Genomic DNA, 20,414 nt, shown 5'->3' with positions numbered 1-20,414 from the left:
CGATCACCACACACGAACCCATGACCGGCGACCTCAGCACCGTCCTCGAGGTCCGTGACATCTGTGTCACCTTCGGCGGGTCCCGCGCTGTCGATGGCGTGTCGATGGCGGTACCCGAAGGAGCCATCGTGGGCCTCATCGGGCCCAACGGTGCGGGAAAGACCACGCTCCTCAAGGTCATGGCGGGCCTGGTGCGGCCGGACCAGGGAAGTGTCAGCCTGCGCGGGGTCGACGTCACCCGCAGCGGGATCGCGCGGCGGGCGCGGGCCGGCCTGGCAATGACCTTCCAGGTCCCGAGATCCGTCGCGAACCTGACAGTCGGCGAACAACTCCTGATCCCTCTCGCCTCATTCCGACGATTCGGTAGTCGCGAGAGGCGCGAACACTGGCAGGCACTGGTGCAGCGCGTCGTCGCAGACCTCGACCTTGCGGCACTCCTCGATAGGTATCCAACCGAACTGACCCTTGGCGAGATCCGGCGCTTCGAAGTCGCCCGAGCGCTGATGAGGGAACCGGCCATCCTCCTCGTGGACGAGCCCGCGTCGGGAATGAGCTCGGAGGACGTCGTGACCCTCGCCGGGCAGCTCCGACGGGTCGCTGCCGGTGGGGTCGCCGTCCTGCTGATCGAGCACAACGTCCCCTTCGTGCGCGAGGTCGCGTCCACACTGCATGTCCTCGACCTCGGCCGGCTCATCGCCAGCGGATCTCCCGCAGATGTGCTTGCGAACGACGCCGTCAAGGACGCCTACCTGGGGGTCAGCGGTGCTTGAGGTCCGGAACCTGACGGCGGGGTACGGAGCGGTCACGGCGATACGCGGCATCGACCTCTCGGTCGCAGCGGGCGAGGTACTCGTCATCGTCGGACCCAACGGTGCCGGAAAGTCGACGCTGCTGAAGTCACTGATGGGCGTCCACCGGCAGGTCGAGGGCACCGCTGAGCTCGAAGGTCATGGACTCCTGCACATGAGCCCGCACACCCGCCACAAGCTCGGCGTGACGTGGATCCCCGAAGGACGTGGAATCGTCCCAGAACTCACCGTCGAGGAGAACCTCGACCTTGCCCGATTCAGCGGACGGTGGGCGCGTCTCCACCGGGACCGTTCTCTCGAGAGCTTTCCGATCCTGCGACATGCACTACGCCGTCCGGCCGGATCCCTCAGCGGCGGGGAGCAGCAGATGCTCGCTCTCGCCCGCGCATGGGAAACCGCACCGAAGCTGCTGCTCGTCGACGAGCCATCCCTCGGATTAGCACCGGTCATCGTGGATCAGATCATCGAAGCCCTCGGGAAACTCCGCGAGACCGGGGCCGCGATGCTCCTCGTCGAGCAGCGGGCACATGGTGTTCTGTCGATCGCCGACCACGCAGCGCTGATGAACGACGGCCGGGTACGCGACATACCCATGGGCGACGTTCGAATGGCCGAAGTGTCCTTCGAGTCGTACCTCGGGGTCGAGGAGACACCGCCATGAGGCAGTTGCAGGCCGTCATCGACGGCGGAATGACCGGCTCTCTCTACGCTCTGGTCGCGCTCGCCTTCAGCCTCGTGTGGGCGACGATGCGGACGGTCAACCTCGCCTTTCTCCAACTCATCGCCTTCGCAGCGATCATCGGGTGGGCCTCAGCGGACTTCGGCGCCGCGCCGGCGATCATCTTCGCGGTCCTCGCAACAGCCGGGCTGACCCTCGTGACCCACCTCGTCGCCGTTCAGCCGATGCTCAAGAAGGCGCGTATGGCGCCGATCGTCGCGTCGATCGGCGCCGGTCTCCTGCTGCAGGGGATCCTCTCGGACATCGCGGGGAGTCAGCTCCGGATCATGCCCAACCTCTTCCCCACCGGCGTCTTCGAGATCAACGGGATCTTCATCCGAAAGACCGGGATCGCGGTCGTCGCGGTTGTCCTCGTTTTCGTTGCGATCACGCTCGTCATCTTCCGCTACACGATGATCGGTCTCGCGTTCCGAGCCACGTCATGGGCACCGGAACTCGGATCGGCCTACGGCGTTGCGACGCCTCTCGTTCAGCTCGGATCCGTTGTCGCCGCCGGCCTCGCCATCGGCCTCTCCGGCGTCCTCACAGCCGTACTCGTCGGCTCCGTCAGCCCCTTCATCGGAGCCAACGCGGGCCTCAAAGGCGTGATCGCGATGCTCGTCGGCGGCGCCGGAAACATGACCGGAGCCGTCGCCGGAGGACTACTCATCGGCATTCTCGAGTCCGTCGCCGAGCTGTACGTATCCAGCGCCATGAAGACAGCCGTGAGCTTCGGGCTCCTGCTCGTCGTCATGATCGTGCGCCCCAGCGGCCTCCTGAAGGAACGGTAGATGGGCTACTGGGAAGCAGTCCTCGCTCTCGCCCTCGTGAATGGGATCGCGGCGTGGTCCCTCGGGATCGCCATCCGCGCCGGAAGCCTCTCTGTCGGCCACGCCGCCCTGATGGGCTTCGGCGGCTACTCCGCAGCTCTCATCGTCCGCGACGGCGGCAGCGACGCGGTTGCCATCCTCCTCGCGATCGCCGTGGCGGCGGGTGCCGGCCTGCTCCTGTCGCTGCTGACGTTGCGGCTCGACCACCTCTTCCTCGCCCTCGCTACGCTCGTCTTCGCCGAGATCTCCCGCATCATCGCCGCAGATCAGGAGCCACTCGGACGAGCGGCCGGACTCGCTGGCATTCCACTGCTGAGCAGCATCTGGCCGGTTCTGGTCGTCGCCGGGATCATCGTGGTCGTCGAGTTGGCGCTCATCCGCCGCACGAGGTCCGAACTCTTCGTCCTCGCCTACGGAGCCGACCCGGTACTCGTCGAGACAGCCGGAGTGCCGGCCTGGCTCGTCCGCACGGGTTCCTTTACGGTGTCCGCCGCCTTCGCCGGCCTCTCCGGCTATTTCTACGGTCGGTTCTTCGGCGTCATCCAGCCACCAGACCTCACCTTCGCCCAGTCGGTCGACTTCCTCGTCTTCGCCGTGGTCGGCGGCGTCTACTCCGGCTATGGCCCGCTGCTCGGAGCGACCGCTCTGACCGTCATCCCCGAGGTCTGGGACTTCCCCCTCGGAGGCAAGACGACGCTATTCGGACTGGTCCTGCTCGTCGTCACGCTCGTCAGACCTGACGGCCTCATCCCCCGTCGACGGCTCCCAGTCGCGCGGATGGCAGCACTGGCGACCGGGCCGCGACCACCTCGAGGACGAAGACCCCGACTCAGAGCCCACGGGACAGCCCCAACCACGATCGAAACAACCGACCATTCAGAAACAACCGAAGGGACAAGCGAATGCTGAAGCAACTTCGCGGACCGACACGACTCCTGTTGTCGCTCCTTGTGATCATGAGCCTCTTCGCCGCCGCATGCGGTGACGACGACGACACATCCGCCGGTGACGACGGCGCAACCACAGACGACGGAACCAACTCTGACGACGGAACAACCACAGACGACGGAACCAACTCTGACGACGGAACCGAGGAGCCCGCCGAGACGGTGACCGTCACGATCGGTCTCATGGAGGACCTCAGCGGCCCGATCGAGCCGTTCGGCCGCAAGGTCGTGAACGGCGCGGTGCTCGCTGTGGAGCAGTTCAACGCATCCCAGGACGCGATCATCGTGGAGACCGTCGAGGAGGATACCGCCAGCGACCAGGCCAATGCTGGCCCATCGATGCGCCAGCTCGCAGGAGATGACAGCGTGCTGGCGGTTCTCGGACCGACAGCGACGACAGCCATCCCGATCGCGAGCCCGCTCGCCGAGGAGATCGGGCTCACGGTTCTCGCTCCGACGTCGACCGGAGCACTCGAAGATGGCGTTCTGAACGAGTGGATGTTCCGGGTCGCGCCCATCACGGGACCATCATTCCCTGTCGCCGTCGGCGAGATGAAGGATCTACTCGGCTTCGAGACCGTCGGGATCTTCTACGACCCGTCCAACGCTTCATCGCAGGGCGAGGTGGATCTCCTCAACGCGAACGCGGAAGCCCTCGGGTACGAGATAGTCGGCACTGAGACCGCGGAAGCCGGCCAGACGGACCTCTCCGGTGTCGTCTCGAACCTGGCGGGCGAGAACCCCGACGCGATCTGGATCAGCCACGCCGACATCGCCGTGATGTCAGCATTCATGATCCAGGCGCGGGAGCGGGGAATCGAGGCCGACTTCATCGGTGCTGCGCCCTTCACCAACGCGGAGATCTTCGAGCTGGCCGGCGATGCGGGCGAGGGTTCGACGACCTTCGTGCCGTTCCTCGCTTCCAATCCGGAGGTCGCAGACTTCGTCGCTGCGTACGAGGAGCGCTGGGGCGAAGCCCCCGACGTCTTCGCCGCCGAGGGCTACGCCGGCACCCAGGTGCTGCTGAACGCCATCGCCAACGCCGCGGAGCTGACCCGGGCCGCAGTCCGGGACGCGGTCGCAGCGACGGCCGGGCTACAGACCGTGATCGGCAGCGTCACCTACGGCGGCAGCCAGGACAACACCACGCCGGAGCTCGTCGTCGTGCGGGTCGAAGGCGGCCAGTTCGTCGCGGTGGGCTAGTCCCCCGTCGAGTCGCGAGGTCCCGGGCCGCTCGGCCCGGGACCTCGTGCCACCAGTTCACCCCGACCACGAGAGGAAGACCCGATGACCAAGATCGTCATAGTGGGATGCGGAGCGATCGGTTCCACGATTCTGGGGTACATGACACGCGGAGACCGCGACATACTCGGCGTCGACCGGTGGTCACAACACATCTGGCAGAGCCAGGACGACGGCTTCCACATGGAGTCGGTCAGTGAGCGCTTCGACGTGCGACCTCGCATCGGCCACCTCGACGATGCCCCGGCAGGAGAGTTCGACGTCGCCGTGGTCGCCGTCAAGGGCTACGACTCGGTCTGGGCGGCCCCGTTCGCCGCGAGCAGGCTGCGCCCCGGTGGAATTCTCATCTCCGCCCAGAACGGACTCCACGAACCGGCGATGATCGACCAGTTCGGGTCACAGGTGGTCGGCTGTGTGGTCCCGATGGCTGTGGAGCTGTTCCATCCCGGTAAACCGCGCCGAACCAGCGGCGACGAGTGGACGTCGCTCATCTTCGGAGAGCTCTCTCCCGGCTCGTCCCGCGAGCGCCCGGATCAACTCGCCGAGCTGTTCAACCCGCTCGGGCCCACTGAGGCGACCGACGACATCTGGGCGGAGCTGTGGGGAAAGTTCACCCTGAACGTGATGTCCAACGCCGTCGGCGGCCTCGCCGACCTGACCACGCTGCACCTGTGGACGGAGCCTCGGTCCGTCGACTGCATCGTCGCTCTGGGCCACGAGGTCGCTCGTGTGGCCGAGGCCGAGGGTCAAGCACCGACGCCGGTACTGAAGTCCATCAGCCACCGACTGCTGATGGACGCCGCCGATTCGACGACGGGCGCATGGGATGAGGTCTCCACGACACTTCACGCTCTCGGAGAGAGCCGGGCCGGAGCACGCGAGAACCTCCCCTCGCTGCTTCAGGATCTCCGCAAGGAACGGCGCACCGAGATCGACTACCTCAACGGGGTCGTCGTCGAGAAGGCGCGTCACCACGGGATCCCGGTTCCCGTCAACGAGAAGGTGGTCGAGATCGTCCACGAGATCGAGCGAGGACACCGACCACGAGGTGCCGACGCACTCGACGAACTGCATACCATCGTCGCCGATGCCTACATGCCCTGATCGTCGGACACGCGGGGCCACAACGCCGCGCGCACGGACCCGACACCTGTGACCGAGACGGCGGGACCCCGCCAAGGCCTCGAACGACCGAAGAAGACGGCGATCCTCGTGGCGGAGCGGATCGTAGAGTTCATCACGTCCGGGGGCTACTCCGTCGGTGATCACCTCCCACCGGAACGGGAGATGATCGAGACCTACGCTGTGGGACGCCCCACGCTGCGAGAAGCCCTGCGCTATCTCGAGCTCCAGGGGATCATTCGGCTCAAGCCCGGGCCCGGCGGCGGCCCGGTCGTGACCGAGCCGGGCGGCCAGTACCTCGGCAGCACCATCACGCTGCTGCTGCACGTGAATCATGCACCGTTTCGAGCAGTCGTCGAGGTGCGCGAAGCGATCGAACCACACTCCGCGGCACTGGCCGCTCTCAACGCAACCGATGAGCAACGGGTCCAGTTGCAGCAGTCCGTCGAAGCGATCCGCGACGTCCACGCCGATCCGGGCGCCTTCCTCGCCGAGAACGAACGCTGGCACGAACTCGTCGCGACCAGCTCACAGAACATGTTGTTCGCATTCCTCGTCTCATCTCTGCACGGCATGACAGATGGAAGCGCCCTCGGCGTTCACTACCCCCTCGCCGAACGCGCCCAGGCCTGCGACATCCACGACCAGATCACGACCGCGATCCTGGCGTCGGATCCGGACTTGGCAGCCGAGCTGATGCGGACCCACGTGGCCAACTTCCGGGCCTTCCTCGAAGAGGAGTACCGACACCTCATGGACGTACCACTCCCCTGGCGTCACGTCGACTGACCCGGCGAGAACGCCCAGACAAGAGACGAGTGTCATGATCGAGCGCAACCTCTACGACGACGACCACGAGCGGTTCCGCGGGTCGGTGCGGACCTTCCTCGATCAGCGGGTGGGGCCCGTCTACGAGGACTGGATCGACGCGGGGAGACCCGACCGCGACCTCTGGTACTGGGCAGCGGAGCTAGGTCTTCTCGGGATCATGGTCCCCACGGAGTACGGCGGTGCGGGCGTCGAGAGCTTCAAGTTCAACGCCGTGTTCACCGAGGAGGCGAGTTCGCACGGATACGCACTCGGCGGCCTGAGAGTGCAGGTCGACATGGCGCTCCCGTACCTTCTCGCCTACTGCACCGAGGACCAGAAGCGGGAGCTCCTGCCGAAGTTCGTGTCGGGCGATCTAGCTGTCGCCCTGGCGATGACCGAGCCCGACGCAGGCTCTGATCTCGGCGGCATCTCGACATCGGCCCGCCGCGACGGTGACCACTACGTTGTCAACGGCGCGAAGACGATGATCTCGAGTGGACTTCTCGCCGACCTCTTCCTGCTCGTGGTGCGCACCGATCCCCACAGCCGCCGCGACGGGCTGAGCATCCTCCTGGTCGACGCGACGACAGAGGGCGTAGAACGGGGTAGGAACCTCCGCAAGATCGGCCTGCAGGCGCAGGACCTCGCGGAGCTGTTCTTCAACGACGTCGTCGTACCGGTCGACCGCATCCTCGGCGAGGAGAACGCAGGGTTCACCTACCTGACCTCGAACCTCCCCCAGGAGCGTCTCTCCATCTCGATCGCGTCACAGGCTGCGGCGTCTGCAGCGGTCGCCATGACCGTCGACCACGTGAAGAACCGGGAGGCGTTCGGGCGACCCATCTCGGCGTTCCAGAACACGCGTTTCGAGCTCGCGTCCTGCTCGACTGAGGTCGCCGCCGGCCAGGCCATCGTCGATCAGGCGATCGAAGCGCTCGACGCCGGGACTCTCACTCCCGCCGATGCCGCGCGGGTCAAGCTGTTCATCACCGAAATGCAGGGACGGGTCGTCGATCGTTGCCTCCAACTGTTCGGAGGGTACGGGTACCTCACCGAGTACCCGATCGCACGCCTGTACTCGGATGCGCGGGTCACCCGCCTCTACGGAGGGAGCAGCGAGGTCATGCGCCTCATAATCGCTCGCGACCTCGGCCTCTGACACCGGGCTACCGACCGACGGCAAACGCCGGACCGCCCCCCGTCCATTCACGACGCCGAAGCCGTCACGACACGCCCCGGCCATCTGCGATCGATGCGCGCAAGCCGGAAGCTGTCTTGCCAAGACAGATAGTGTTCGGGTGTGGCCGCACCCACCGCCGAGACCGCCGAGCAGACCAGAGCCCGACATCTCGGCGTCCTCGGAGTGTTCATCGGATTCATCGGCTTCGCCACGAGCGCCCCACTGGTGGCCGGGTCGGACCTCGAAGGCCTCGCAGTCGGGGTATGGCGCGCGGCAATCGCCTGCGCAGGCTTCGCGCTCCTCTCGGCCGCGTTCGGCAAGCTCAGCTGGCAGGCCTTCCGCCTGACCGCCGCTCCCGGCCTGTCCTTCGGCATCGCCACCGGACTGTTCTTCGAAGCCGCCCAACGCACCAGCGTGGCCAACGCGACCCTCATCGCCGCCATGCAACCCGTCGCCACGGTCGTCGCCGCACGTTTCGTCTTCGGCGAGCGGGTCGGAATCGGCGACGCCGGATGGGTACTCACCGCGCTCGGCGGCGGGACGTTCATGATCCTCGTCGCCGACTCCGGCGGCACGGCCGACTTCACCGGCGACCTCATAGCCGTGTCGTCGATCGCCTTCACGCTCGGCTACTTCGTCATGAGCCGCAAGGCGCGCCAGAGCGTCGACACGGTCCCGTTCATGATGGGGCTGATGTTCTGGGCGGGGATCGTGCTCCTACCCATGGCACTCATCGCAGGCCAGGACCTCACACCCGGCGACGGCACGGAATGGTTGCGTCTGGTCGCAGTCGCAGCACTCCCCGGCGGCGGGCACCTGCTGATCAACAACGCCCACCGCTTCGTGCCGTTCCTGGTGATAGGCGTGCTGCAGTTGCTGCTACCGGTGTTCTCCACGTTGTTCGCCTGGTGGTTCCTCGACCAGACCATCAACGCGGGTCAGGCACTGGGCATGGCGATCGTCATCGGCGCCCTCACCGCCCACGCCGTCTACCGCTCACGCCTCACGCCGGTCGGAGCCTGAGAACGGGCGGTTTCCGCCGCTACTCCCGGGCGAGCACCACGTTGATGGCCGACGCGTCCCCACCGCTCTCCGCGTACTGGCCCTGCAACGTGCCGTCGACGAATCGACCCTCGAACCAGCCGTCGTCGTCCACGATGAGGACCTCGCCGTCCACGCCGACGACACCGTTCACGGCCTCCGTCGTCGGCGGCTCACCCTCGCGCGTGTACTCCTTGAAGCCGGTGAAGCCCTGACCCTCGGCCTCCACGATCACCACCGTCTGGTTCTCCCAGGTGACCGCAACGCCGTTCTCGTAGCCCGCGCCCGTCTGGCTCCAGGTCCCCACGAGATCCAGGCCGGTCGGCACCTCCTCCGGCGAGTCCGAGCCGCAGGCGGCGACGGCGAAGATGAGGGCGGCCGCGATCAATGTGGCGGCGATCGATCGTCTCACGTGTGCTCCTGGTGCTGGACCCGGAGCTGGGTGTCGTCCGAGGTGCCGAAAGCGTACCCACCCCCGGACACCGGGGCGGGGAGGCCACAACTAGGCCGCGTCGACAAGACGCGCGACAAGCGGCGCCGACAGCAGGACCAGCACGACCCGGGTCAGGTGCACGGTGGCGACATAGGCGACATCGGCGTCGAGCGCGTTGCCGAGCGCCGTCATCTGGGACAACCCACCCGGAGACGACGCCAGAAAGGCGGTGGTCCCGTCGAGAACACCCGTACGCGTCAACACGATCGCAACAACGGCACTCACAGCCATCAGCGAACCGACGATCACGGTGATGCTCCACAGATCCGCTCGCAGGCTCACGAGCGTCTCGCGGGTCATCGACTGACCGATCAACCAACCGAGCACGGCAAACGCGACGAACCGCGACCAACCCGGGAGCGTCGCCGCCCCGGCCGTGACGGCGATGTTGTACGCAGCGACTCCGACGAGTGATCCGATGAGCGCGCCCGCGGGAACCCTCAACAGCTCGAAGACCGCTGCTCCCACCAGGGCGACCGCCATCGTCTGGAGCATGTTCATCGGGTCTCTCCTCGGTTCGGGGCCGAGGCGATGCTACGCCCGGGCCCGATCACCGCCCGGGACCACGCTCAACTCCCGGCTGCGGCGATCGCCTCCCGGGCGGACGCAACCGTCTGACGGGCGGCCGCGGTGATCCACGCGACGTCGTTACCGATCTGGATCCAGTCCACACCCATCTCCATGAACAGCCCGACGTGCTCCGGCACGATCGCAGGCAGACCGACGAACTTCCCCGCATCGTGGCACGCGTCGACGATGGCCTTCATCGGTGGGCCGAGACGCTCGTCGCCGTAGTCGAAGAGGACCTCACCGGTCGTGAGCACCGAGTAGTCGACCGGCCCCGGGAACACGCCGTCCACCCCGGCCACCGCGACGATCTCGCCGACCGCAGCGAGACCCTCAGGTGACTCGATCTGGACGATGACCATCACGGCGGCGTTCTGGGCGGCCATGTCGTAGCCGGTGGAGACGGCCCGCGAACCGGGCGCGCCCATCGCCGGACGGACCGGCCCGAAGCCCCGCTCCCCCTCGGGCGCATAACGGCAGGCCCGCACGAACGCCTCGGCCTCGGCCGCCGAGCGGACGTCGGGGCAGATCACCCCGTAGGCCCCGGCGTCGAGGACCCGGGAGATCCAACCCGGGTCGTTGGAAGGGATCCGCACCATCGGCGTGACCCCGTGGGCCGAGGCGATCGCGAACAGCGAGTAGAGGTCCGAGAAGTCGACCGCGCCGTGTTGGAGGTCGAAGCCGATCGAATCGAACCCCGACCGGGCGATGATCTCCGTGGACAGCGGAGAGGGGTTCCACACCCACGCCTGAATCGGATGGGTCCCGGCCCGCACGGCGTCGAGGAAAGGATTGAGCGACACCGTTCAGGCTCCGCCATCGGCGGGCCAGTTCAGCCACTTCGTGGACGACCCCCCGAGAACCCAGCCCTTCTCCTCGTCACTCAACAGGTCTGTGTCGCGCACGAACGACAACGACTCTGCGTAGTTGTGCTTGCCCGGGTACGGGACCATCGCCTCCTCGACGCGCATGGACCAACCGATCCGCCCCGAGAACCGCGACGCGTCGGAGGCCCACATGACCCGGTCGGCGCCGAACGCGTCGACCACCTCACGGATCTGGGGCCAGGTGTCGCGGTAGGGCCACCCGGTCTTGGAGAACACCGGCGACCCGGCGAGCTTCACAGTCACCTTCGGATACTTCGCGAGGGCCAGGACATCGGGGAACTTCGCGTACCAGGGGTCGTCGGGCTCCTCGAGGGGAGGCTGGCGGACCCCGAGATGGTCGATGACCATCGTGAGGTCCGGGTACTTCTCGGCCACCGGCGCGGCGAGTTCCGGTTCCCCCGAGCAGAAGAAGTAGACGGGTAGGCCGTACTTCTCGCAGGCGGCGAGCGCGCGCTCGTTGCCACCGGCCTTGTGGCGGACGACCTCCTCCTCGAAGAACGCCGCGAGGATCCGCACCGCCGCACACCCCGGATCCTCTGCGAGAGCCGCGATCTGGTCCTCGAGGTCGGGCGCGTCGGGCCTGATCGGCAGATCGGGGTCACCGGGCGCATCGGCGGCGGTGACCATCGGCACCCACGCGAAGCGGTCCGGGTGTGCCGCGGCGAGCGACATCGGCCAGCCCCGGTCCTCGAGTGGGAAGATGAGCACCGCGTCCACGCCGACCGCGTTCATGTTGGCGAAGAGCAACTCGGTGAGCAGCGCCCTGCGGGTCTCGACATCGTCCGGCTGCCACTCGCTCACCGGGGCCGGCTCGTGCCACTGCGTGTCCACGATCTTCACTCTGCGTTCCCCCTGGTCGATTCGTCCGAATCATTCCACCACACCGGGGCGCCCTGACCTTCAGCCGCCCACGCGACAGACCACGTTCTCTACGATGACAGCATCGATTCGACGCGCATCGACCGCTGGCTGTGGTCCGTCCGGCTGTACAAGACCCGCTCAGCGGCGTCAGCCGCGTGCCGGGGTGGCCACGTGACGCTCAACGGCTCTGCGGCGAAACCCGCCTCGGCCGTGCGGGTCGGTGACACCGTCGAGGCCCGGGTCGGCTCGCGGCTGCGGATCGCCGAGGTCACGCGGGTGATCGACAAGCGGGTCGGGGCGCCCGTCGCGGCCGAGTGCTACGTCGACCACAGCCCCCCGCCACCGCCCCGTGAGCTCACCGCGCCGGCGCTGACGCGGGACCCGGGGACAGGGCGCCCGACGAAGCGGGACCGGCGGCGCATCGACCGCCTCCGCGGTCGCGACGGCTGAACCGTCCGGTCAACGACCGGCGTTGCGCGATTTCTTGTCGGCGTACATCGCCGCGTCGGCCTTCTCGAGCAGGCTCTCGGCCGTCGCGGTGGGCGAGCTGCGGACCACGCCGATCGACACCCCGACGGTGACCGCGCGGTCGCCCAACTGGAAAGGCGACTCGATCGAGATGCGCATCCGCTCGACCACCATGTCGACGTCGTCCTCGGCGAGGCCGGCGAGGATCACCACGAACTCGTCGCCACCCAGGCGGCCGACGAGATCGACGCCCTCACGGGCGATCCGGCGGAGTCGTCGACCCACGGCGGCCAACAACTCGTCCCCGGAGGCGTGGCCGAGGCGGTCGTTGACGGGCTTGAACCGGTCGAGGTCCGCGAAGAACACGGTCACCGCACCGTCGAGGTCGGTGTCCCGGCCCAGCACATCGCTGAGGTGGGACATCACACCACGGCGGTTGGCGAGACCTGTCAGGGTGTCGAGCTCCACCTCGCGGGCCAACCGGTCCTCGAGCATCTTGCGGCCTGTGATGTTGACGTGGAACAACACGACGCCGGTGGCGTCGTGGAGCGCAGAGGCCTGCAGCAGGAACCACCGGTCCTCGTGGGGCGAGTGACAGGGGTACTCGTGCTCGAAGCGCTCGATGTCACCTTCGAGAAGTCGCCGGATCCCCACGCCCACCGCGCTCGCATCGTCGACATCGGAGGCGGCCACGTCACAGACGCCGAGATAGCTCGCGCCGACGCCGGACGTCTCGGGATCACCGCCGTTCAGAAGCGAGAACACCGTCCACGCCTCGTTGACGGCGACGATCGTCCCCTCGCCGTTCAACACGACCGCCGGAGAGGGGAGGTTCTCGAACGCGAAGGACCGCCACGCCGAGGGCTCGAGCTCATCCGAGTCGACCTTCATGCCCGTGAGACCCACGCGGCACCACCTTCCTGGTAGCTCATCTATCGGCAGTACCGCCCCGAAGTGCAGTGTCCGCCGGACAATGCCGCCGGGACGGTGCCGCAAGCTACGGTTGCCGCGATGTCGCCCCACCGCCCACGCACTCCATCTCGACGCGTATGAACGTACTCGTCATCGACCAGTCCGTACCGCGCCCGCATCACAACGCCGGGGACCGGGCGATCAGCGACCTCGTGTCGGGCCTGGTGGACCTGGGACACGACGTCGCCTTCTACCCCGACCGCTTCCCGGAGGGATTCGACGCTGACACCATGGTCCCCGATGTGGACCCCGCCGTCGTCGAGCGCCTCGTCGGCCACGTCGGAGAAGGCCCCGAGGGTCTTGCGGAATGGTTCGAGGCGAACCCACCGGACCTCGCGATCGTCTCGCGTCCCGGGACCGGGGCCCTGTACCTGGACCTGCTCGAGACGAGCCCCGCAACAGCGCGCGTGTTGTTCGGCCACGACCTCCACGCCGCCCGCATGGAGCGGGGCGTCAGCTTCGGATCCTCGATGGGGAGGCCGGCCATTCTCGCGATGACCGCGGTCGAACGACGCTGTTGGCGCCACTACGACGTCTCCATCTACCCCTCGCAGAACGAGGCCGACCACGTCGACCGCATCCTGGGCGCCCCGGGAAGTGCACTCGCCGTGCCCATCTACCGGCTCGGCGAGGGGCCCGCCCCGTCGCCCGAGGGCCGCAGCGGTTGCGCGTTCGTCGGCGCAGCGGCCCACGCACCCAACGACGACGCCGTCGCCTGGTTCGGTGCGACCATCCTTCCGCTGATCCGCCGGGATCTCCCTGACACCACCCTCACGGTCATCGGCGACTGGCCGGCCCACCGCCGCCATGAACTGGACGGGGTGACCTACACCGGGATGCTCGACGACGACTCGCTCGAATCCCTCATGTCGCAGGTACGCGTCTCGGTGGCACCGGTGCGATGGGGCGCAGGCGTGAAGCGCAAGGTCGTCGCGGCGATGCACCGTGGGATCCCCGTCGTGTCGACCTCGGTCGGGCTCGAGGGCGTCGACGTGACCACCTCCGACGGGCGGCCCCGGGTGATCGAGGCTGACAACGCCGAGGACTTCGCAGCCGGCGTGACCCACCTCTGCACCGACGACGACGCGTGGCGGATGCTCTCGGCCGCTTCCCACTCGTCCATCACCGACCAGTACGGCGACGACGCCTACCTTCAGGCCATGGTCGGGTTCCTGGACCTGGCCACGGAGAGATGCCGCGCGCGGAACTGACACGCAGGGACAAGCAAGGACAGGCAAGGACGGCAGGGAGGCCCCCACCTGATGTCGCAACTCGACGATCGCTACGAACTGAACAACCCCCGGTGATCGCAGACCTCGTCGACGGTGAAGCCATCGCCATCGATCTCAACTCGGGCATCTACTACTCGCTCACCGGGGCGACCGGCGCCGTGTGGCAGAGCCTCCTGGACGGAGCGACCCCCCGGTCGCTCCTCGCCGAGGGCAGCGACCCCGCCGCTCTCGACCGCTTCGTCGGCGCGCTCATCGAAGAGGGTCTGCTGCGCACGCGCTCCGGTCCGGCCGAGGCCGAACAGGTCGAAGCATGGGACGGCACACAGCTCGGCTTCGAACGGTTCGCCGACATGGAGGACCTGCTCGCTCTCGACCCGATCCACGACGTCGATGAGACGTTCGGATGGCCCAAGGCGCCCGGCAGCTGACCGGCGGCGGCCCCCTCGGCGGGTGGATCGACGCCGCCACGGCCCGCCTCGAAGCCGAACGGGGCTGGAACCAGGCGACGTGGCGCCCCGGCCCCTACGACCTGACGATGTTCGTGCACCACGCGTCGCCCTGGGGGCCTCCACTACGTTCGCTACTGCCGGCGAGCGGCGCGGGCGCACACGTCTCCATGACCGTCCACGCGACCACCGTCGAGCATCTCGCGTCTCTGGTGGATCCGCCCGACCCCGCCTGGGCGCAGCCCGGACGGTCCCTGCGCCAGTCGATCCAGGCCAGCCGGCACCGCCTCGTGTGGGACGGCCACCACGGGCTGATCACGGCGATGTCGCTCGACGGCCGCAGCGGGTTCGTCGCCGCCGCCGGCGAACTACCGGAATGGGAATCGTCGCAACCGTTCCGGATGCACATCCACTGGCTCTCCACCTCGCTCGGCCACGCGATGGTCCATGCCGGCTGTGTGGGCGACGAGCGCGGCGCCGTGCTGCTTCTCGGCAACTCCGGGGCGGGCAAGTCGACAACCACGCTCGCCGGCGTGGCCGCAGGGATGGCGACATGCGGGGACGACTACACCCACGTCGCCCCCGACGAGGACGGAACTCACGTCGCGCGCCCCATCTACGGGGTCGTGAAGACCCGACTCGACGCGGCGGTGCGCGCCGACGCTCTCCTCGAGGGCGCGCCCCGGCGCACCACTGTGTCCAACCTCACAGCAATCCACGAACTCCACGCCGCGCGGTCCTCTGCCTTCGCCACGGAGATGGCGGTGCGTGCCATCGCCGTAGTGTCACTCCCACGCTCCGGGCAGCCTCCCGGCCACGCCCCTACGTCTCCGATCGCCGCGGTCATGGCCGCAGCGCCGTCGACGATCGCGCAGACGCCCTACGAACACGACGCCTCGATGCGCTTCATCACCCGGCTCGCACAGAACGTCCCCTGTTACGAGGTCAGGCCGCCGCGCGACCTCCCCGCCACGGCCGCGCTGATCGACGCCCTACTCGACGAAGTGACCCGGGCGACCCACGGAGCCAGAGCGTGAACGCTCCGATCGACCACGCAGTGAGCGTCGTCATCCCGACCTACTCGGGGGCACGCCATATCGCCGCGACCATCGACAGCATCGCGGCCCAACCCCACGTGACCCTCCAGATCATCGTCGTCGACGACGCCTCCCCTGATGGGTCCGCCGACATCGTGAGGGAGATGAAGGCCGGCGGCACCCCCGTGGAGCTCGTGAGTCACACGGAGAACCGTGGTGTCGCCGCAGCGCGCAACACCGGTCTCGCCGCAGCGCGCCACGACCTGATCGCATTCTGTGATCACGACGACCTGTGGGCGCCGGACAAGCTGGCCCTACAGATCGCGGCGCTGGAGCAGACCGGGTGCGACCTCGTACTCGGCCACGTCGAGCACTTCGTCGAGCCCGGGATCGAGGTACCCGCGTGGTTCCAGCAGCGTTGGGGGGAGTCAGCGCACCCCGCCTGGTTCCTCAGCGCGGCCCTCGTCCGCCGCCGGGTCTTCGAACGGGTCGGGACGTTCGACGCGACGAAGCGCAACGGTGGCGACGACGTCGACTGGTTCGCGCGCGTGAAGATGGCCGACGTGGAGATCGTGGTGCTCGACGAGGTCGTTCTCCACCGGCGTGTCCATGACCAGAACCTCTCGGCGATGACCCGCCAACACAACGCGGAACTGCTCGAGGTGATCAGGGCCGCGGCCGCCGCCCGCTCGGCACGCGGCCTCGGAGAGAGGATCGACCCGTGACCACCGCCCGACCCGGACCCGTCACTCTCGACGTCGTGATGGCCGCCTACAACCGTGCGGACACGATCACCGCCGCACTCCGATCGGCACTCGCGCAGCGAGGCGCAGACGTGAGGGTCACCGTGGTCGACGACGCCGGCGACGACGACACAGCGGACGTCGTCGTCGCCCTCGACGATCAACGCGTGCGGTACCTGCGACGCGAATCGAACGGGGGGATCGCCGCCGCCCGCAACACCGGACTCGACGCGTGTGACCGTGAATGGATCGCGTTCCTCGACGCCGACGACATCTGGCCGCCGGACCGCACGGAACAACTCGCCCGGGCGCTCACCGGCGTGCCCGGGCCGTCCGTGGCCGTCGGTCTCGTCGAACACTTCGGCGAACACGATGCGCTCGAGTTCGATCCCACGCCCACCCGCGGTCTGCTCGCGGGCGGGATCCTTCTGCGACGCGGCGACTTCGACCTGGTCGGCCCGTTCGACCCGTCTCTGCGAACGGGCGAGTTCGTCGACTGGTTCACCCGGGCACGCGAGTTCGGGCTGACCGAGATCGACATCGACGAGATCGTCCTGCGGCGAAGAGTGCACCCGTCATCCACGGCCGCGAGCCGCCGGGACCTGCGCACCGACTATCTGGACACGGTGCGGGCCCACCTGTCCCGCGTCCGCGGCAGCTGATTCAACACCCGCCCGGACGCGTCGGCCGAGGCTGGCTCAGGACCCGTGCTGTTCGATCTCGCGCCAGGCGTCCTCTGCGAGGTGGTTCGCCAGGTCGTGCAGGGCGCGCGCCGCGGCGAGCTCCTCCCCGATCTGGGGAACCGTCGGATCGGCGGGGTTGCGGCGCGAACGACCGTAGCCACCCATCGAACGGTCGCCCGCGTCCAGGTGGGCCTTGACCTCACAGTGCTCGGTGTCCTCGGTGAACTCGAGTGTGAGGATCCATTTCGTCGGCTCGAGTTGTTCCATGGGCCCATGGTGGCCCTACCGCGCCGGGGGCGGTCAGGGGCCAAGGTCCCCTGACTAGAGGTCACCCCACTGCGACGACGCCCACTGCAGGCCCGTCTCATAGAGGGTCCACGTCTCGGCGATCAGCCCGTCGGCGATGCGGTGCTGTTGCATCCAGGTGACCGCCATCGTCTGGTGCGTCGCGACCGCGACCCGAGTGCTGGAGATGCGCGTCCAGACGTGATCGCCGGCCACGTCGAGCGCGTCGATGTTGACGCTGACCGGCTTGGACCGGTCGAGCGCGTCGGCGATGCGGTCGCGGTACTGGGCGCGAGGCAGCGACTGGGAGCCCTCGACCCAGTGGCGGATGTAGGGGTCGGCGAGGAGCTCGTCGACCAGATCCACCTCGCCGCGCAACCACACCCTCCCCCAGAAGGTGCGGACCAGGTCCTCGGGATCACGGTTCACGCGCTGTCCTCCATCATCGGTCACGGCGCGTTCAGCGCCGGTCGCCGCAGTTTCGGTATCACCGCCGTGTAGGCGGCCATCGCGACGAACGCCACGATTCCCATCCCCGCGATCGTCTCACGGATACCGACGGCATCCGCGAGGATCCCCATCGGCAGCGCGATGAGGCCGAAGCCGCTGAAGCTGAGCATCAGCAGCGACTGCATCCGCCCGTGGTACTCGAGATCGGCGATGGTCAGCACGAGGGAGCTGTTCAGCGCCTGGAACGCGGCCGTCGCGGCACCCACCACGACGATCACCGCCAGGGCTACCGGGTAGGTCGGCGCGAGCGCGAGGCCCACGAGTGAGACGGCCAGCGCGATCCCCGCGACAGCCTGACGTGACCACAGCAGCGAACGCGCGACGTTGGCCAGCGAGAACGACGCGGCGAGAGCGCCCACAGCGCTCGCCGCGGTCAGGACGCCGTAGCCGGTGGCACCGACGTCGAACAGATCCTCCGCGATGACCGGCAGGAAGACGATGTAGGGGAACGTCACCATCACGACCACGAAGGACACGACGACGAGCGCGCCCACCGCAGGCCGGCGCCGCACGTACGCGATCCCGTCGGCCACGTCACCGAGCGCCGTCCGCTGCACGCGATTCGGCCGGGGGTCACCGGCGGGAAGACCGAACGCCGCGAGGACCCCGAACACCATGAAGGCCGACGCGATGAGATAGACGCCACCAGCGCCGACCGCATTCACGCCGATGAGGACGCCAGCCACGGCAGGGCCCACCATGCGGGTCGAGTTGAGGCTGATCTGACCGAGGAACACGGCGTTGGGGAGCTTCTCCGGCTCGACGAGCTCGGCTGTGAAGGCCAAACGGGCGGGCCCGAGATAGGCGAGTACGACGCCCTGGATCACGCCACCCACGATGAGCATCCAGTAGTCGAGGACGCCGGTGACCTCGGCGACACCTATCGCCGCGGCGGTGAGAGCCTGGACGCTCTGGGTGATGGCGATGATCGTGCGCTTGCGCACCCTGTCCGCGGCTGCGCCGCCGAAAGGCGTGGCCAGCAGCGACGAGACCCCGAACCCGATGAACACCCCACCGAGCGCCGTCGAGGTCCCCACCAGGTCGAATGCCAGCCAGGCCCGTGCGACCAGTTGCATCTGCAGCGACAGGAAGGCGAACGAACCGCCGATCCACAGGCGCCGGTACGCAGGAGTCCGCAGCGACTCGAGCCGACCGCCCTCGATCGGCGGACGTGCCGGAGCGTTCAGTCGAACAATCCGTCGATCTCGTCGATGACGGCGCGCTCCTCATCCGACACCCGGTCCCGGCTGCCTCCCAGACGCGGCCGGGCGACTGCGGCGGCCGTCGCGGCACCGACGTTGAAGACGGCGAGGCGGAACGTCTCGAGGTCCTCCGGGCTCAGAATTTCGCGGGCCGTCTCGACCGCTGCCACGACGTGGCCTCGGGCGTGCGCCGGGTCGAGCTGGTCGCCCCCTCCCGTAAGGACCGACAAGACACCGGGCCAGCGATCCATTGCCAGATCGAAGACCGTCCGCAGGGCGCTGCCCTTCTCGGCGGCGAGCTGGAACGTCTCCAGCACGTCCTGAGCGGACTCGGATTCCCAGACCTCGCCCACCGCGGGGCCGTGCACGGCACTGACCTCGACCATCGCGGCGATCACGCCGTCGGCGATCTTCTCGGCATCGGATCCGTCGAGCTGTGTCACCGGGACCTCCTCATCGGCCACTCCCCCGAGGACGCTAGCGGCACTAGGGTCCGCGTCGAGCGACATCGAGGAGCCACGGTGAACATTCCAGGAGCGGTGACCGACCCCGACTCGATCGACGGAGGTGCGACGACCGTCGACACCGACGACGGCCGACTCGGCGGCTACATGGCGCGCCCCGACGGCCCCGGGCCCCATCCCGGTGTCGTCATCGTGCACGAAGCCTTCGGGCTGGTGGAACACGAACGGGACCTCGCCCGCCGATTCGCGCAGGCCGGCTACATCGCCCTCGCGCCCGACCTCTACTCGCGCGTCGGCCCGCCGGACATGGCCGACATGGCGTCGGTCTTCGCCACGATGCTCTCGCTGCCCGACTCGCGTGCGATGGCGGACCTCGACGCGTGTTGCACCACCGTGAGGGCCGGCGACACATCGAACGGCCGGGTCGCGATGATCGGCTTCTGCTCGGGCGGTCGCCAGACCCTGCTCCATGCGACGTCGTCGGGTGCCGCCGACGCCTACGTCCCGTGCTGGGGCGGGTTCATCGATCGCGCGGGACCCGACGACGAGACGACCGAGAACCGGCCGGACAAGGTGATCGACCTGGTCGCCGACATCACCGCACCCGTCTTCCTCGTCGGCGGGGCCGAGGATCAGAACCCCTCACCCGCAGTCCTCGCCGAGGTCACCCGGCGCATCGCAGAGGCGAACCACACCGTCCAGACGAAGATCTACGCGGATGCCGGCCACGCATTCCTCGCGGACTACCGCGAAGGCCACTGGCGGGAGGCCCCTGCACACGAGTTGTGGGACGACGTGATGGCGTTCTTCGCACGAACCCTCGGCTGACCCGGCCGCAGCAGATTCCTCAGAATCGACAAGTGCC

Annotated in this window: 25 protein-coding genes; 16 read left to right on the top strand and 9 right to left on the bottom strand. The window is 68.1% G+C overall.

Features of this window, described 5'->3' with window-relative positions; translation table 11 throughout:
* Positions 1-20: 20 nt before the first annotated feature.
* From RIE08_15915 to RIE08_15875, 9 genes are all read left to right on the top strand, one after another.
* On the top strand, positions 21-770 hold the full coding sequence (locus RIE08_15915) for an ATP-binding cassette domain-containing protein (protein ID MEQ8719096.1): 750 nt from the start codon (positions 21-23) through the stop codon (positions 768-770).
* On the top strand, positions 763-1,470 hold the full coding sequence (locus tag RIE08_15910; GenBank protein ID MEQ8719095.1) for an ABC transporter ATP-binding protein: 708 nt from the start codon (positions 763-765) through the stop codon (positions 1,468-1,470). The genes RIE08_15915 and RIE08_15910 overlap by 8 nt, the downstream gene beginning before the upstream one ends.
* Positions 1,467-2,318, top strand: coding sequence for a branched-chain amino acid ABC transporter permease (locus RIE08_15905; protein MEQ8719094.1), 852 nt, complete (start codon positions 1,467-1,469; stop codon positions 2,316-2,318). The genes RIE08_15910 and RIE08_15905 overlap by 4 nt, the downstream gene beginning before the upstream one ends.
* The gene (locus tag RIE08_15900) at positions 2,319-3,266 is read left to right on the top strand and encodes a branched-chain amino acid ABC transporter permease (GenBank protein MEQ8719093.1); all 948 of its coding nucleotides are present in this window, start codon (positions 2,319-2,321) and stop codon (positions 3,264-3,266) included.
* Positions 3,260-4,507, top strand: coding sequence for an ABC transporter substrate-binding protein (locus RIE08_15895; protein MEQ8719092.1), 1,248 nt, complete (start codon positions 3,260-3,262; stop codon positions 4,505-4,507). The genes RIE08_15900 and RIE08_15895 overlap by 7 nt, the downstream gene beginning before the upstream one ends.
* An 84-nt stretch (positions 4,508-4,591) precedes the next feature.
* Positions 4,592-5,650 carry a 2-dehydropantoate 2-reductase gene (locus tag RIE08_15890; GenBank protein MEQ8719091.1) on the top strand — a complete coding sequence of 353 codons (1,059 nt, stop codon included), beginning with the start codon at positions 4,592-4,594 and terminating at the stop codon, positions 5,648-5,650.
* 48 nt (positions 5,651-5,698) lie between these two features.
* Complete coding sequence (locus RIE08_15885) at positions 5,699-6,457, top strand: FadR/GntR family transcriptional regulator (protein MEQ8719090.1); 759 nt, start codon at positions 5,699-5,701, stop codon at positions 6,455-6,457.
* Positions 6,458-6,491: 34 nt separating this feature from the next.
* On the top strand, positions 6,492-7,637 hold the full coding sequence (locus tag RIE08_15880) for an acyl-CoA dehydrogenase family protein (protein MEQ8719089.1): 1,146 nt from the start codon (positions 6,492-6,494) through the stop codon (positions 7,635-7,637).
* A 141-nt stretch (positions 7,638-7,778) separates the two neighbouring features.
* Positions 7,779-8,681 carry a DMT family transporter gene (locus RIE08_15875; GenBank protein MEQ8719088.1) on the top strand — a complete coding sequence of 301 codons (903 nt, stop codon included), beginning with the start codon at positions 7,779-7,781 and terminating at the stop codon, positions 8,679-8,681.
* Between the two features lie 19 nt (positions 8,682-8,700).
* Here RIE08_15875 and RIE08_15870 read toward each other — a convergent pair whose 3' ends face one another.
* The 4 genes from RIE08_15870 to RIE08_15855 form a co-directional block, all read right to left on the bottom strand.
* Entirely contained in the window at positions 8,701-9,111 is a 411-nt protein-coding gene (locus RIE08_15870; protein MEQ8719087.1) for a hypothetical protein, read from the bottom strand.
* 90 nt (positions 9,112-9,201) lie between these two features.
* Positions 9,202-9,693, bottom strand: a complete 492-nt coding sequence (locus RIE08_15865) for an AbrB family transcriptional regulator (GenBank protein ID MEQ8719086.1) — start codon at positions 9,691-9,693, stop codon at positions 9,202-9,204.
* Positions 9,694-9,761: 68 nt separating this feature from the next.
* Positions 9,762-10,562 carry an aldolase/citrate lyase family protein gene (locus tag RIE08_15860; GenBank protein ID MEQ8719085.1) on the bottom strand — a complete coding sequence of 267 codons (801 nt, stop codon included), beginning with the start codon at positions 10,560-10,562 and terminating at the stop codon, positions 9,762-9,764.
* Between the two features lie 3 nt (positions 10,563-10,565).
* A complete protein-coding gene (locus RIE08_15855) occupies positions 10,566-11,486 on the bottom strand; it encodes an amidohydrolase family protein (protein MEQ8719084.1) in 921 nt (306 codons plus the stop codon).
* A gap of 102 nt (positions 11,487-11,588) precedes the next feature.
* Between RIE08_15855 and RIE08_15850 the strand changes: the two genes are divergently transcribed.
* Positions 11,589-11,957: an RNA-binding S4 domain-containing protein gene (locus RIE08_15850; GenBank protein ID MEQ8719083.1), complete on the top strand. Its 369-nt coding sequence runs from the start codon at positions 11,589-11,591 to the stop codon at positions 11,955-11,957.
* A 9-nt stretch (positions 11,958-11,966) separates the two neighbouring features.
* Here RIE08_15850 and RIE08_15845 read toward each other — a convergent pair whose 3' ends face one another.
* Positions 11,967-12,881 (bottom strand): diguanylate cyclase, encoded by a 915-nt coding sequence (locus RIE08_15845; GenBank protein ID MEQ8719082.1) that lies wholly within the window; start codon positions 12,879-12,881, stop codon positions 11,967-11,969.
* A gap of 143 nt (positions 12,882-13,024) precedes the next feature.
* On the opposite strand from RIE08_15845, the gene RIE08_15840 reads away from it, so the two are divergent.
* The 5 genes from RIE08_15840 (at position 13,025) to RIE08_15820 (ending at position 17,067) form a co-directional block, all read left to right on the top strand.
* Positions 13,025-14,158, top strand: a complete 1,134-nt coding sequence (locus RIE08_15840; protein MEQ8719081.1) for a glycosyltransferase — start codon at positions 13,025-13,027, stop codon at positions 14,156-14,158.
* Between the two features lie 92 nt (positions 14,159-14,250).
* Complete coding sequence (locus RIE08_15835; protein ID MEQ8719080.1) at positions 14,251-14,607, top strand: hypothetical protein; 357 nt, start codon at positions 14,251-14,253, stop codon at positions 14,605-14,607.
* Positions 14,583-15,662 (top strand): hypothetical protein, encoded by a 1,080-nt coding sequence (locus RIE08_15830; GenBank protein ID MEQ8719079.1) that lies wholly within the window; start codon positions 14,583-14,585, stop codon positions 15,660-15,662. Before RIE08_15835 ends, RIE08_15830 begins: the two co-directional genes overlap by 25 nt.
* Positions 15,659-16,387 (top strand): glycosyltransferase family A protein, encoded by a 729-nt coding sequence (locus RIE08_15825; protein ID MEQ8719078.1) that lies wholly within the window; start codon positions 15,659-15,661, stop codon positions 16,385-16,387. The genes RIE08_15830 and RIE08_15825 overlap by 4 nt, the downstream gene beginning before the upstream one ends.
* Positions 16,384-17,067 (top strand): glycosyltransferase family 2 protein, encoded by a 684-nt coding sequence (locus tag RIE08_15820; protein ID MEQ8719077.1) that lies wholly within the window; start codon positions 16,384-16,386, stop codon positions 17,065-17,067. The genes RIE08_15825 and RIE08_15820 overlap by 4 nt, the downstream gene beginning before the upstream one ends.
* Before the next feature lie 36 nt (positions 17,068-17,103).
* On the opposite strand, the gene RIE08_15815 is transcribed toward RIE08_15820, so the two are convergent.
* From RIE08_15815 to RIE08_15800, 4 genes are read right to left on the bottom strand one after another with little or no spacing between them, the layout of a single operon-like run.
* Positions 17,104-17,355, bottom strand: a complete 252-nt coding sequence (locus RIE08_15815; protein ID MEQ8719076.1) for a DUF1876 family protein — start codon at positions 17,353-17,355, stop codon at positions 17,104-17,106.
* A 54-nt stretch (positions 17,356-17,409) separates the two neighbouring features.
* Positions 17,410-17,802, bottom strand: coding sequence for a nuclear transport factor 2 family protein (locus RIE08_15810; protein ID MEQ8719075.1), 393 nt, complete (start codon positions 17,800-17,802; stop codon positions 17,410-17,412).
* 20 nt (positions 17,803-17,822) lie between these two features.
* A complete protein-coding gene (locus RIE08_15805; GenBank protein MEQ8719074.1) occupies positions 17,823-19,022 on the bottom strand; it encodes an MFS transporter in 1,200 nt (399 codons plus the stop codon).
* Between the two features lie 44 nt (positions 19,023-19,066).
* Positions 19,067-19,528: a hypothetical protein gene (locus RIE08_15800; GenBank protein MEQ8719073.1), complete on the bottom strand. Its 462-nt coding sequence runs from the start codon at positions 19,526-19,528 to the stop codon at positions 19,067-19,069.
* Between the two features lie 78 nt (positions 19,529-19,606).
* Here RIE08_15800 and RIE08_15795 point away from each other — a divergent pair, with 78 nt between their 5' ends.
* Entirely contained in the window at positions 19,607-20,377 is a 771-nt protein-coding gene (locus tag RIE08_15795; protein MEQ8719072.1) for a dienelactone hydrolase family protein, read from the top strand.
* The last annotated feature ends 37 nt before the right edge of the window (positions 20,378-20,414 follow it).

This window comes from Acidimicrobiales bacterium (assembly GCA_040219085.1).
GTDB lineage: Bacteria > Actinomycetota > Acidimicrobiia > Acidimicrobiales > JAVJTC01 > JAVJTC01.
The sequence above is the reverse complement of the archived record's forward strand: the minus strand, read 5'-3'. Positions and strand labels throughout refer to the sequence as shown.